The sequence below is a fragment of the Vibrio tetraodonis genome (assembly GCF_003350295.1).
Taxonomy (GTDB): Bacteria; Pseudomonadota; Gammaproteobacteria; order Enterobacterales; family Vibrionaceae; genus Vibrio; species Vibrio tetraodonis.
Genome location: NZ_QLYY01000005.1, coordinates 326,989 through 341,493, shown reverse-complemented (window position 1 = coordinate 341,493; position 14,505 = coordinate 326,989). Strand labels below are relative to the sequence as shown.

Below are 14,505 nucleotides of genomic sequence, written 5' to 3'. Positions count from 1 at the left end.
TTTGTGCTGATGTTCATTCTGTATTCAGAAAAAATAATGATAATAGAATCGATACTAGGGTTTTTGATGAGGAGAAGGATCAGGTGTTAAGAACGATAGGTAATATTCTGTGGTTTGTACTGGGCGGAGTCATGATGGGACTAATGTGGTGGTTCTTTGGTCTACTTGCGTTTATCAGTATAGTGGGAATACCTTGGGGGCGAGCCTGCTTTGTTATAGGAAAATTTTCCTTTTTTCCTTTTGGTCACGAGGCTGTTGCTCGTGATGAACTGACCAAGCAAAAAGATATAGGTACTGGAACTTTGGGGCTCATTGGTAATGTTATTTGGTTTATATTTGCAGGAGTATGGCTAGCCATCGGGCATATCATGTCTGCGGTCGCTTGTTTTATAACCATAATAGGGATTCCATTTGCTCTCCAACACTTGAAATTGGCCTATATCTCTTTAGCCCCGATCGGAAAAACCATTGTACCCAAAGAACAAGCGGCAATGGCAAAATATGGACGCTAATTAGTCATTACTCTCAACAAATTTATACCCTACCTCAGCAGCATTTAAACTCTGCTGAGGTTTACCTCTTGATACAAACACGATAATTCTTGCACTACCACTTTAGTTCTACTTTTTGTTTAGCATGACCTAATTCAAACTGTGAAAAGTCATTTATTCTTTATAGAGACACAGACGATAAAGAGGCAGGTTTTATTTAAATTCTTCTATTCTAAAAAAATGGAATAATATCATTCACTCATCCAGTTTTATTTATGCTTTATGTCATAATATTTTGTTAATATAATTTTTATTCTATTACTAGAAGCTGGATTATCATCATTAATGAGTCACTATATTATTTGTTTATATCCCAATATAATCTATTTGAATATCCATATAACTAGTTAATTATTCTGTTTTTGGTGTTTTTTTTCTCTTATGATGAAGCATTTATTTGTATTAGTTAATATTATATACAAATATCCCTTTGCGTTTTGTGTAATTAAATCGATACAACAAGATATTTGTATTTTTACTGTATGATTTTATAAATTATAAGTTAAATTTATTGTACACGTGTTTGATTTATTAAATTGATGTTAAAAATAGGTAGTATTTTTTTTAATCATTAGTGTTATGGTTCTAGTGGCATTTATCAATGCCATGATAAGGAGAATCATAATGAAATTAGACAACCGTCTATTGGCTGTAGCCGTAGCCAGTGCTCTTTCAATGTCAGCACATGCCGGTGAGTCAGTCTATCTGAGCAAACCCATCAACTTTACTTCTTTTTCTGGGCTGAACTCTCAGCTTGGTGTGGATAATTCCTCTAGCTTCAAAATGGTAAAGCAGGTCAACATACAGAAGCGTGGTATTCACAAAGTTAAGGTTCAACAAAACATTTGGGGTGTACCTGTTTGGGGACACTACCTAAATGCAACACAAAGTTTCCGTGGGGGTGCGCTTAAGTCGGTTCAGGGTAACTATGTCAAGATGACAGGCGTTGATCGTAAGTTTGTTAAGCCTTCTTTCAATCGCGCTCGAGCCTTAGAGCTAGCAAGTAAGGACATTAAAACTGGCCTAACAGGTGATAAGTCGTTATCCAACACGCAAGATAAGCTTTATGTTTACCAAGATGGCGACAAAACTCGCTTGATTTATGTGGTTTCTTACTTAGTTGAAGGTCAAGGGCACCCATCACGACCTTTCACTATGCTCGATGCTCATAGTGGTGAAATCATTAAACGTTGGGAAGGTATCGCGCACGCAGAGATTGGTACAGGCCCAGGTGGTAATGAAAAAACGGGTATGTATGAGTATGGCACGGACTACCACTATCTTGATGTTCAAGAAGAAGGTACTGACTGCATCATGGAGTCGGAAAACGTTGTTACCGTTGATTTAGATGGGGCAACTGACGGCACAACACCATACAAATATGAGTGTCCACGTAACGAACACAAATCAATTAACGGCGCACACTCACCGCTAAACGACGCACATTACTTTGGTAATGTTGTGTTCGATATGTACAAAAACTGGTTTGACACTGCGCCTTTGACATTTAAGTTGATGATGCGAGTTCACTACGGAAGCAGTTATGAAAACGCTTTTTGGGATGGTCAAGCGATGACATTTGGAGATGGTGGAAGCCGTTTCTATCCTCTTGTCAGTCTTGATGTATCAGCTCATGAAGTCAGCCATGGATTTACAGAGCAAAACTCGGGTCTAATTTATGCGAATCAGTCAGGTGGCATGAACGAAGCTTTCTCAGATATTGCTGGTGAGGCTGCTGAGTACTTCATGAAAGGAACCAATGACTGGATGGTGGGCCGTGACATTTTCAAAGAGGAAGGTGCACTGCGCTACATGGACGATCCATCTCGTGATGGCGTGTCTATTAATCATGCATCTGAATACTACGATGGGCTGAATGTTCACTACAGCTCGGGTGTATTCAATAAAGCCTTCTACCATATTGCGACGACAGAAGGTTGGGATACCAAAAAAGCCTTTGAATTGTTTGTACTGGCAAACCAGATCTACTGGGCGGAAGACAGCAACTATTGGCAAGGCGCTTGTGGTGTTAAAAACGCAGCTAATGACCTAGGTTACAGTACAGATGATGTCGTTGCAGCATTCGATATCGTTGGTGTTGAACCTTGTGCTGAGCCACCACTACCACCAGAGCCAGAATACCAACGCCTAGAAAATGGCGAATCAGTTAGGGTTGCAGGCGAAACAGGATCTAAAACCTACTTCGATATAGAGGTACCTGAGGGCCAAGACAAATTCACTGTAGAGTTGACTGGTCCAAGTGGTGACCCAGATATCTATATTGGTTTGGATTATGCGCCGAATCAGCAACAGAACATCTGTAAGAGTGATTCTGTATCTGATGAAGTTTGTGTGATTGAAAATCCTGAAGCTGGACGTTACACAATCAATGTATTCGGTTACTCAGAATATGCAGATGCAAGTCTAACGGCTTCGTATGGTTCTGACAGTACTAATGTGCCACCAGTAGCGTCGTTTGACTATGTTGTCACAGGTGAAAAAGTCGACTTGACTAGCACAAGTACTGATAGCGACGGCCAAATTGTGTCTTACCAATGGGATCTTGGTGACGGTACCTCGAAGTCTGGTGCTGTTGTTAGCCATACTTATGCAGCAGCAGGTGATTACGTGGTAACTCTAACAGTAACGGATGACGCAGGCACAGCGACTTCGACCAACAAGACGGTCACTATTGAAGGTGGTCAAACCGATGCATTCCCACTAAGACTGCAATTTGGTGATAAGCAGCCAAATGGTAAAGCGCGAGTTAAGTTAGCATGGGAATATGCGACGGACGACTACTACGTAGTGAAGCGTGACGGTAAAGTGGTAGGTGCGACTGAGTTCACATCTTACGTTGATAAGTTCCGCCATAATGGCAGCATAAATGTTGAATACCAAGTCTGTACTTCAGGTGGTATCTGTTCTGAAACCAAGCGCTATCGCTTTATCAAAGTTCAATAACCAACCCTAAACCTTCAGGGCTCCATTTGGAGCCCTAATTTGCAATTCGTCTAAAGAAGTCACAAGGAATTGAGTCTCATTATGAAAAAAACACTATTAGCTATTGCTTTAATAAGCAGCACATCTGCTTTTGCCTCAATGGATAACAGCATATTAAAAGAGGGTGAAGTTTGGATTACTACAGATGCAGATGCGAAGGAGCTGATCACTCAGCATGGGGCTACTGTATTGAAAAGTTTTGCCCATAAAGGCTTTGCAGCGTATCCAAATGCGGTTATCGCGAAAGTTAAAGAGAGTCAGCTTGCTGCGGTATCAAGCCACATGCACAAGGATAAACATAGATGTGGTGGTTACATGGTGCACGCTGATAAAGAAAGTGCGATAAAAGCGGCATCTATGCCTCTTTCTATGAGCGATTTCGAAAAACCAGTCATTAGCCATAATGATACTGTGGAGTCTCTGATTGCTCAGGTCGAACCGAATAATCTGGTTGAAACGATTGAAAATCTGACGAGCTTTACCAACCGTTTTTATACTACCTCTACGGGTATCGCGGCGTCAGATTGGTTGCTTGAACGATGGAGTGAGGAAATTAAGGATGTTCCTTTTGCATCGGCACGTCAAATAGCTCACAGCGACTACCCTCAAAAATCAGTTGAGGTGACATTATTGGGGGCTAAACATCCTGAGGAAATCGTAGTAGTTGGTGGTCACTTAGATTCGACTGTTGGTTCATGGACAACAGAAGGTACAATTTCTCCGGGAGCCGATGATGATGCTTCGGGAATTGCCACGGTCACTGAAGCGCTTCGCCTTATGATAGCGAGTGGTATTCAGCCTGATCGTACGATCAAGTTTTATGGCTACGCTGCTGAAGAGGTGGGTCTGCGTGGGTCACAAGATATTGCTGAAACCATGAAGGCGGATGGCGCTAATGTGGTATCAGCGCTGCAACTTGATATGACCAACTATAACGGATCTGCGCATGATATTACCTTTATCACTGATTACACAGATTCAAATCTAACCGCATTTCTGAAAGAGCTCATCGATACTTACACTAGCGAAATCACTTACGGGTTTGATCGTTGTGGTTACGCTTGTTCTGACCATGCTTCTTGGCACAATGCTGGATATCCAGCAGCTATGCCTTTTGAAACCATGTTCCATGAATATAATTCCAATATTCATACTGCGGAAGATACGTTAGAAAATTCTGACCCTACCGGCAGCCATGCAATGAAGTTTGCCAAATTAGCCATTGCTTATTTGGTTGAAACGAGCCTTGATGATGTTGAATCTCCGGTAAAAGAACTAGAAGATGGCGTGCCTGTTGAAGGCCTCTCTTCAGGGTATTTCGATGAGCAATTCTTTACCTTCAATACGACTGAAGCTGGAGAAGTAACCATTTCGATTTCTGGCCCACAAGGTGGTGATGCGGACCTATATGTGACCTACGAAGGCTCAGTATCGAAGACTGAATTTGATTGTCGTCCATTCCAAAATGGTAGCAACGAGCAGTGTGTGTTCAACAAGCCAGCAGGCGAATTCAACATCATGGTTCGTGGGTATAGAAACTTTGAAGATGTCGATATTGTCGCAAGTTACAGCCCTGAAAGCTCTCAAGACTAACCTTTCATCTAGTCACATTTAATCAGATTACAACAGTATAGGGCTCCTCATGGAGCCCTCTTTTGTATTTAAGCAACATTAAAATAAGGATGGAACTTTGTATGAATAAAACGCTTATCGCTATTGGCTTACTTGGATATATGTCAGCATTTTCAGTAGGATCGACCGATTTAAAAGAGAGAGAAGTTTGGATCACTACAGACGCTGATGCTAAACATCTTATCGTGGAACATGGAGCAACGATACTTACTAGCTTTGCTCACAAGGGTTTTGCAGCCTACCCTAATGCGGTTGTCGCAAAAATTGATCAAGGCCAGCTCGCGGCATTGTCGAGTCATATGCATAAAGACAAACACCGCTGCGGCGGCTATATGGTGCACGATAACGAGGAAAGCGCTTTAAAAGCAGCAGCAATGCCCCTTTCCATCAGCATGTTTGAAAAACCAGTCATAAGTCATCACGAAAAAGTCGAATCACTAATCGGTCAAGTGGAACCCAATAACATAGTGAATACTATTGAACAGCTTACTAGCTTCACTAATCGTTTTTATACTACAACCACAGGAGTGGCAGCCTCCGACTGGCTTTTTCAGCGCTGGAGTGAGGAAATAAAAGAGGTGCCTTTTGCCTCGGCAAGGCAAATCTCACACAGTGATTATCCACAAAAGTCGGTTGAGGTAACCTTACTCGGTGCTAAATATCCTGAAGAAATTGTTGCAATAGGCGGGCATCTTGATTCGACAGTGGGTTCATGGACAACTGAAGGGACGATTTCTCCGGGGGCAGATGATGATGCATCGGGCATTGCTACAACAACTGAAGCTCTACGCCTTATGCTATCTAGTGGTATTCAGCCAGACCGAACAATTAAATTCTATGCGTATGCAGCAGAAGAAGTGGGCTTGAGAGGTTCTCAAGATATTGCTGAAACGTTAAAGGCAGAGCAGGCTAATGTGATTTCTGTGTTGCAGCTTGATATGACCAACCATCAGGGTTCGGCTCATGATGTGACCTTTATGACGGATTATACAGACGCTAAGTTAGTCGAATTTCTTACCGAATTAATGGATACCTACGTCAGTGAATTAACTTATGATACCGATCGTTGTGGGTACGCATGTTCTGATCATGCGTCTTGGCACAATGTAGGTTACTCAGCAGCAATACCAGCACAAAGCTATTTTCATGATACCAACCCAAATCTTCACACACCAAATGACACGCTAGAAAATTCTGACCCTACCGCAAGTCATGCAACAAAATTTGCCAAATTGGCGATTGCTTATTTGGTCGAAACAAGTCTTGATGATATTGATTCGCCAATAAAAGAATTGGAGGATGGAGTACCAGTTGAGGAGTTATCCTCTGGCTATTTTGATGAGCAGTTGTTCAGTTTCACAACAACGGAAGCGGGCGAAGTAACTATTTCCATTTCTGGTCCTCAAGGTGGTGATGCGGACCTATATGTCACTTATGAGGGGCCAGTATCCAAGACTGAATATAGCTGTCGTCCATTCCAAAATGGGAGTAACGAGCAGTGTATTTTCAATAAACCAGCAGGAAGCTTCAATGTTATGGTCCGTGGTTATCGGAATTTTGACGATGTCAGTATTGTGGCAAGCTTCAAGTTAGAGAGCTCTATTAATTAACGCCTAGAGTGTAAAATAATGCCGTTCATTGAATATGAACGGCTATTTATGTTTGGTGTTGTGATACAGGGGTTACTTACCTAACCAAGCTGATTTCGTTGCTGCTTGAATGAGTTTTTCTCGATTTTCTGGTGTTGCTTCTGGCTCAGATTGACCAAAAATGGCAGCGAGCCAGTGGCCATCTGTTGGGTTAGGAAAAAGGATATACTTGCTGCCAAAAAGATCTTTATCTTCTTCCATTTTAGCTATGCGTCCTTTCACATCACCTTTGATGTAATACTTACGCCTGAAATCATTGAGGTTGTCACCAAGAAAGACAACCACGTTATAATGCCTCAATATTTCATTTTGGCGTGTTTCTTTGTTGGATGTGTCTGTCAACACGGTGAGATGAGCATCGTCTTTTAGCGGGAAGCCCATAGCTAAGATATTTTGCTTGGCTAACTTCCATGTTGGCTCTCCTTGATCGCGAGAGGTGACGTAGAAGATGTCTACATTATTGCGAGTTGCGTATTCAAGAAAATCATTAGAACCAGGGCTTGCAACCATACCGTTTGTTGGGATCCACTCATCCCATAATGGATCTTCAAAGAAATCCTTATTGTTTTGTATCAACTTTCCCCAGTATTCAAGTGGCAGCACTAAAGTATCATCAAGATCTGTTACTATAGCGAGAGGCTTATCTCCCTTTTTATGTTCCGCTAGGGCGGTGTCAAGATGCATTTTGGCAAGATTAAAGCCCTGATAATAGAGTGCTCTATACTCTGCTGCGGTCTGTTTCCAAGCAGCGGAGTAGCCGAGTAAATTGTGATTGTTATCAGTGGCAGAGCTCGTATTAGGGAGGATAGATGCCAGTGTCACTAAGCCCCAAGCTACCATATTTTTTCTGCTGTTATTCAATGTTCGTTCCAATCCGTTAGTCAATCCTTTTAGGATTTTGATGTATAGCGTAAAACCTTCCGATAGTCACTTCAAAAATGCTTTCTAACCAATAATGCACGTTATTGATCCAAAATTTACTCATATCTTTTTCATTAATTAGTTTGCTCCTTAGTTAATGGGATATGCGTTTGGTCTCACAGGTAAAATAGACAATAAATTATTTCATTTGGTGAAATAATTATAAACATTAATAAATTAGTCTGTATTTTATTTTTTATAAATTAAAAATAATAATTCAAATATCAATTATTATTATAATTAAAATAAAAATTAAAGTTTTTACTCTATCACTTAATGATTATTAATATCAATATGTATTTAGGCTTGTTTTTGTTTTTGCGATCCATGGTTAAAATGAAAATAATTCCACTTCTCAAATTATATTGATAATTGTATTTGTGTCGAGACTATTTTTTTTAATTAAAATTCGTTCTAGACAACCATGGATGAAAGGGCAATATTATGATTATAAAACAATTGCTTATGCACTTGATTTCTAGTTAAGTATAACGCTCAATTACAGTCATTTCTGATTATAATAATATAGTTTTATATGAAAGAGAATGAGATCTATTAAAAGGTAGGACCTAAATGACAAATTTGTAGAGGTTTTTATGGTATTAAACAAAAAAAGGACACTTATCGCTGTTGCTATTGCTTCATGTATGGCATGGAATACAGCAAATGCGACAATAAATGAGCCCCAAGGTGTATCTGTTCAAATGTTAAGTGGCTTACAGAATAGTAGCCAAGTAGCCTATATTAATGCTAGCTATTGGATGAATGGAGAAGTTGAGCCACCATCGATGATGACCATCAGAGATAATGTTTTAAAGTTTGAACGACGTTATCTAATTGACTTCAGTACAATTGAAGACCCATCTCAAAAAGAAGAAGCAAAAAAGCTTCTTAGTAATAAAACTGGACTATCATTTACTAGCGATTTTTTGGTTATTACACCACATAAAGGAGAGTTGCTCTATACTCCGCTAGTCAATGAAAACGATCCTAACATGTTTGAACTAGAGACCCCTCTAATCTCCGAACTTCGAGACGGCAGTGAAAGTGTCAACTCTGATGCAAGTACTCTTCCTCATGTAGCATTCTATTTGAGGGTAAATCGTCCAATTACTGACCAAGAATGTACCTTTGATAAGTCACTCAACTTTGAAAATAAGGGTCAAAGAGTTTTTTGTGATAACGCCAATATTTCTCTTATTTACCGTGTTATTTTGGAGCGTTCTCTACCCTATGGTAAGTCTGGTTCTGCAACTCCTGATGCAAAAATTGTTCGTATTAGTTTAGATGATGATACATCAGGCGTCGGTATTCATCTTAATGAAAATCTTGATCATGAGTTTTCCCATATCGATCTCGTGGCTAACAACACAGCGCTTATAGGAGCCTCTAGCGTTGGACCACTTGCCCCCATTGCTACGATTGGTACGCTTATCGGTCTTGGTATATCAGGTACCGACTATAATACTTATGATGGGTATGTGACAGATTGGGCAACAGATGCTATAGCTCAAGATTATGAATTTGCCTTTAGTGCTTCAAACGATAAAGCGTCAATCTTGAGGACCGTCCCAAGTAGAAACTTAAATAAAAATTATAACAGCACGGAAGTATCTACTTTCCAGATAGGTGGCAGCCTAGAAGCAGGTGCTGGACCTGATGGACCTAAAGCTACTTTGGGCGCAAATGCGAGCTATAGTCAGCAACTTCGCTTCTCTTTCGATACACAGGATTACCGTGTTGAAAGAATAGGTACCGATGCTCAGAACATTCGATTTAAATGGGCGCGTGAGCAATATGATACTGCTGAGTCACTGATGAACCGTTCGACAGACGCTCTCTGGGCCAATGTGTATCCATTGGACATTAGCAGGATAAGTCCTATCAGCTACACAGGTTTTGTTCCGAAAATGGAAGTTATTTATACGGCGGACCCAAGTGTGACGGGTAAAACTGAATTTACCATTGACTCTTCGGTGAATATCCGTCCTATCTATAATGGGACCTATAAACATATTATAACAAACCATTCATATCATGGCTTTGAAAACGATGGCCGTCGCCGAGTTAATGAGAGTGTGTCGTTTGAAGTGGATTGGAATCACCCTGTGTTTACCGGTGGTAGACCTGTTAACCTGCAACTGGGTGGGTTCAACAACCGCTGTATTGGTGTTAGCAAGGATGGAACTATTGTGCCTGAAACTTGCGATTCTACCAAAGATGCACAATCTTTCATCTTTGATAAATCAGGGCGGTATATGAGTGCAAACGATGTGAGCATGTGCCTAGATGGCGAGTCATTAGACAAGCTTCAAACATGTAGCCAAAACCTGAGCCAGCGTTGGAGCTGGAAAGATAACAGCAATCACTTGGTCAATGGCCTTAATAACCAGAATTTAGGTCATGATAAATCAACGGGTCAGTTAGGCTTGTATTCGCAAGAAACCGACAATGCTGAAGTTAGCCTTCGCACAATCACGACTTATGCCGATGTCTTTACTGCTGACGCTCAGTAGTTTACTTAGTGTTTTAGACGTCGACAGCGTGTAATTAGGACCATTATACTTTTTATTTCTATCTCAAGGACACACTTACATTAAGTGTGTCTTTTTTATTTCTATTATCAGCTTGAATTCCCCACTATCATATGCGCATGATCTCTTATTTGTAAAATAAGAAGGAATTTTGCTGATGAGTTGTCCGCATAACAGTTTTCGTGAGATGGAAAAAGACATTCATACTGATTTTAAAGATGATATGTCTTATGGTGATTACCTTAAATTGGATAAAATTCTTTCCGCTCAAACCCCTTTATCTGCACAACATGATGAAATGTTGTTTATCGTTATTCATCAATCCAGTGAGTTATGGCTAAAGCTTGCTGGCCACGAGTTGTGTGAAGCAATAGAAAATCTTAAACAAGGAGATTTTGGGCATGCATTTAAAGTGATTGCTCGTGTCAAACAGATTTTCAATCAACTTACTCACTCTTGGACCATTCTTTCGACATTAACCCCTGTCGATTACTTAAAATTTCGAAATGCTTTGGGTCATTCTTCAGGTTTTCAATCTTATGGTTATCGAAAGCTTGAATTTTTGCTTGGCAATAAAAATCAAGCATTTCTTAAAGTTCATGAAAGCGATGCTAAAGTTTATCACGAGCTTAAAGAAGCATTAGAAGCGCCCAGTTTATATGACGTAACACTATCTCTGCTTAATGACCAAGGGTTAGAGTTAGATCAAAACCACTTGTCGAGGGATGTGAGTTTACCTTATCAGAGAAATACGTCGGTGCTCAACGCGTGGGTTAGGGTTTATCGAGGTGCTGACCGATATTTTGAGTTGTATGAGTTAGCAGAAAAACTGGTGGATATTGAGGATAGTTTCCAGCAATGGCGGTTTAAACATATGTATACAGTGCAGCGTATCATAGGCCACAAAAAAGGGACTGGTGGTTCATCGGGTGTGGCATTTTTAAAAAAAGCGCTTGATATAAGCTTTTTTCCAGAGCTGTTTGAAGTACGTACACAACTTTAGACGAGGTGAGATTAAATATGGATATGACCAAAGACCTGCAAACGCATTATCAGGGCTTTGATGTGAGTGAGCGCATTTTATTATCTGGGCACTCTCATCAAGCATGGCCTGATGTGGCCAAACAGGGCGTGGTAGATTGTTTTAATGATGCTGCCAAGCACATTGATGACAAGTGGGAGCTTGTGTTTGAAAAAGCAGAAAAAGTCAGGAATTTCTATCGCCGTGCTATGTGTGATCCTAGTGGACAAATGGCACTTGGAGAATCAACACACGAGCTTATCTTGAGGTTTTTATCGGATCTCAATTGCTTCAAAGTTAAGAAAAGCACACAGATAAAAATAGTCACGACGGATGGCGAGTTTCATTCAATGCGCCGTCAGTTAAATAGACTAAAAACACTGGGCATTAATATCGAGATCGTCCCAACTCTACCACTTGAGACCTTATCCAATCGGATTATCGCAAAATTGGATCGATCGACTGACGCAGTCATGTTGTCAGCGGTCTTCTTCGCAACCAGCCAAATATTTGAGCAAGTCGGTGAAGTTGCACAGGCTGCAAAATCACTCAACATTCCATGTGTTGTTGATGCCTATCATGCGATTAACGTGCTTGAGTTTGATCTTGCCAAGTGGCAGTTACAAGGTGCTTTTGTTATTGGTGGTGGGTATAAATATTGCCAAGCAGGCGAGGGCAATTGTTTTATGCGTATTCCTCCTGACTACCATGGCTCCCCCATTATCACAGGCTGGTTTGCTGAGTTTGATACGCTCAGTCAAGCCCCTGGTCAAGTGAGCTATGGACAAGGGCAAGCTGCATTTGCTGGCTCAACTTATGATCCTACTAGCCATTACCGCGCTGCTGCTGTGTTTGAATTTTTTGACCAGCAGGACTTATCGATAAGGCGACTTGCTGATCTTAACAAGCAGCAAATAAAAAGGCTTTGGCAAGGCATTGAGAGTTTAAACCTAGACAGCACAGTCTTAGCTCTTCCGCAGCACAACATTGAAGATAACGCAGGCTTTTTATCTTTGACCTCACCATATGCCTGTGATTGGGTGAATCTACTTAAGGATAGAGGTATCCATTGTGATAGCAGAGGAAACAAGCTCAGACTCGGCCCAGCGCCCTATGTATCCAATGAGCAAATCGATAATGCGCTTAATGAGATAGAGACGGTAGCTAAGCAGTTTTCTTAACGGTCCCTAAAAGCATACAAACGGAAATGTATAGGACACTCAATACCGTAAGTGTCCTAGTATCCTAAAGAGTTGATTTGTAGTATTTCACCATTTTTTTGATCAATATCCTTACAGTCAAGGCTCTGTTGCTCTCTAGTTCACGAAAGACTGTTTATCATCTTACCTAAACCATGAACACTCACACGCATTAAATATTAAAAATTTAATGCTTTTCGATAAATATTTGTTGTTTCTTTGGCTTTTGATGCTAAGATGCCTCCATCAATTAATAGGAGACTTTTATGCAACAGATTCAAATGTACAGCCGAAGAATAGGACTAATTCTTAACATCTTGTTGGTGTTATTACCCATAGCAACGATTTACTTTTGGCTCACGGTGCAAACTTCGAGTGATGTTTTAAACGAGACTGGCATCATCCAGCTATCTTATGATATTGACGCTTATATTCATCAGCCTTTAACGCTACAAACTCGCCTCTTGGCCTTGTTGGCTAGCGGCTTGCCTTGTGGGATTTTGTTTTATGCCCTTGTTTTATTAAAGAGGTTATTTAGAAGTTATGAAAATGCTGAAATATTTACTCTTCAGACGGTTAAGTATTATCGGCAGCTTGGTTTGGTATTCTTTTACTGGGCGATTGGTGGTTTCATATACTCAGGGCTTATTTCAGTGGCGTTAAGCTTTAATAATCCGCCAGGTGAGCGTGTTTTGTCGCTAAGTTTTTCAGGTTTGGATGTGATGGTCATATTCTGCGGTTGTATTGTATTGGTTATCTCACATGTTATGCACCAAGCCCAGCAAATTGCCGATGAGCAAAAACACACAATTTAGGAGTTTGCGGTGGATATTATAATCAATCTGGATGTGATGATGGCCAAACGCAAGATGCGCTTAAAGGAGTTATCTGAGCGAGTAGGTGTCAGTGAGCAAAACCTATCAATCTTAAAAAATGGTAAGGCTAAAGCCATTCGCTTCAGTACATTAGAAAAAATCTGTCAGGTCTTAGAATGCCAACCTGGTGATATTTTAGAATATCAGCCAAGCGCTTAATCAAGATAATGTGAACTAGGCGCTGCTATTCATCGCCAGTGACTGAGGAGAAATCTATGTCCACTAAACCATCAAGACTATGGCTTGGGCTGTATTTGTTTGTCATGGGTATAATTGCTGTGAATATCCATATACAAATGATGCATATGGGGGTGTTATACCCGCAATGGAAACCGACTCAATGGATAGAGACCGCTATGTTTGTCATTCAAAGCTTAGGGGTGTTATGGCTGAGTTTGCAATTGGTGCGTTGGAAGTCATCAATCAGCTTTGCTCAACTATTTGGCATCGCTTTTGTCACTATGGCTGCAATCCAAGAGCTTTTTATCCGTTTACCACTTACTGCTGGCTATACCGTGGACCAGAAGTATTTATTTGTCTGGGCTTTAAGTTATCTTCCCGAGCTTTTAGTCACCTGTGCGACAACGCTTGGTGTTATTTGTCTCTATCGCTACTTAACGAGGCGTTACAATATATTTATCATAGCAATAGTGGTCACTTTTTATAGCGTTTGGGTACACCTCTGGCTAACCCCATTTTTACAAGAAATGGTGGACCCACTTGCTCAGTATCTTACTCCGCCATCCGATTCGGGGGTGCTGTCTTTCCCATATCCTAGGATAGTCGACATTATTGCATCAGTGACCTTTATTGAACCTATGATTGCCGCCTATTTTGTGTGTTATTTGATTGGTCAAAATGGTACTAGAAATCTAAAAATTCTTGTGCTCAAAACCATCGCTGCACTATTAATACTGACTCAAAGCGGCGCAAAGTTTGTATTGTATATGTGGATTTCAACGATCGATGATTTGATGGACCGTTTGCTAAGTATCAGCCAATTTACCCTAGAATGGGTGTTTATTGGCGTGGCGGTTAGTGTTGCTGCTGCGTATTTTCAATCAAGGAAAAGTAGGGAAGTCTCTCTCACCAATGCTACTGACTAAACTCCTGATATCCT

11 protein-coding genes are annotated in these 14,505 nt (G+C 40.6%); 10 read left to right on the top strand and 1 reads right to left on the bottom strand.

All coding sequences use genetic code 11. The features are described 5' to 3' along the window. Positions 1-83: 83 nt before the first annotated feature. The 4 genes from DPF90_RS01755 (at position 84) to DPF90_RS01740 (ending at position 6,796) form a co-directional block, all read left to right on the top strand. Complete coding sequence (locus DPF90_RS01755; protein ID WP_114784031.1) at positions 84-512, top strand: YccF domain-containing protein; 429 nt, start codon at positions 84-86, stop codon at positions 510-512. Positions 513-1,175: 663 nt separating this feature from the next. After that, a complete protein-coding gene (locus DPF90_RS01750) occupies positions 1,176-3,515 on the top strand; it encodes a M4 family metallopeptidase (protein ID WP_114784029.1) in 2,340 nt (779 codons plus the stop codon). An 81-nt stretch (positions 3,516-3,596) separates the two neighbouring features. Then, entirely contained in the window at positions 3,597-5,147 is a 1,551-nt protein-coding gene (locus tag DPF90_RS01745) for a M28 family metallopeptidase (RefSeq protein ID WP_114784027.1), read from the top strand. A 101-nt stretch (positions 5,148-5,248) separates the two neighbouring features. Next, on the top strand, positions 5,249-6,796 hold the full coding sequence (locus tag DPF90_RS01740) for a M20/M25/M40 family metallo-hydrolase (RefSeq protein ID WP_114784025.1): 1,548 nt from the start codon (positions 5,249-5,251) through the stop codon (positions 6,794-6,796). A 72-nt stretch (positions 6,797-6,868) separates the two neighbouring features. Here DPF90_RS01740 and DPF90_RS01735 read toward each other — a convergent pair whose 3' ends face one another. Next, positions 6,869-7,696, bottom strand: coding sequence for a 5'-nucleotidase, lipoprotein e(P4) family (locus tag DPF90_RS01735; protein WP_240314437.1), 828 nt, complete (start codon positions 7,694-7,696; stop codon positions 6,869-6,871). Between the two features lie 656 nt (positions 7,697-8,352). On the opposite strand from DPF90_RS01735, the gene DPF90_RS01730 reads away from it, so the two are divergent. The 6 genes from DPF90_RS01730 (at position 8,353) to DPF90_RS01705 (ending at position 14,491) form a co-directional block, all read left to right on the top strand. Beyond that, the gene (locus tag DPF90_RS01730; RefSeq protein ID WP_114784021.1) at positions 8,353-10,272 is read left to right on the top strand and encodes a leukocidin family pore-forming toxin; all 1,920 of its coding nucleotides are present in this window, start codon (positions 8,353-8,355) and stop codon (positions 10,270-10,272) included. 175 nt (positions 10,273-10,447) lie between these two features. Next, positions 10,448-11,293, top strand: coding sequence for a tryptophan 2,3-dioxygenase (gene kynA, locus DPF90_RS01725; RefSeq protein ID WP_114784019.1), 846 nt, complete (start codon positions 10,448-10,450; stop codon positions 11,291-11,293). Positions 11,294-11,310: 17 nt separating this feature from the next. After that, positions 11,311-12,492: an aminotransferase class V-fold PLP-dependent enzyme gene (locus tag DPF90_RS01720; protein WP_114784017.1), complete on the top strand. Its 1,182-nt coding sequence runs from the start codon at positions 11,311-11,313 to the stop codon at positions 12,490-12,492. A 284-nt stretch (positions 12,493-12,776) separates the two neighbouring features. Beyond that, positions 12,777-13,325: a DUF2975 domain-containing protein gene (locus DPF90_RS01715; protein WP_114784015.1), complete on the top strand. Its 549-nt coding sequence runs from the start codon at positions 12,777-12,779 to the stop codon at positions 13,323-13,325. Positions 13,326-13,334: 9 nt separating this feature from the next. Continuing rightward, on the top strand, positions 13,335-13,544 hold the full coding sequence (locus tag DPF90_RS01710) for a helix-turn-helix domain-containing protein (protein WP_114784013.1): 210 nt from the start codon (positions 13,335-13,337) through the stop codon (positions 13,542-13,544). 56 nt (positions 13,545-13,600) lie between these two features. Then, positions 13,601-14,491 carry a hypothetical protein gene (locus tag DPF90_RS01705; protein WP_114784011.1) on the top strand — a complete coding sequence of 297 codons (891 nt, stop codon included), beginning with the start codon at positions 13,601-13,603 and terminating at the stop codon, positions 14,489-14,491. Positions 14,492-14,505 lie beyond the last annotated feature (14 nt).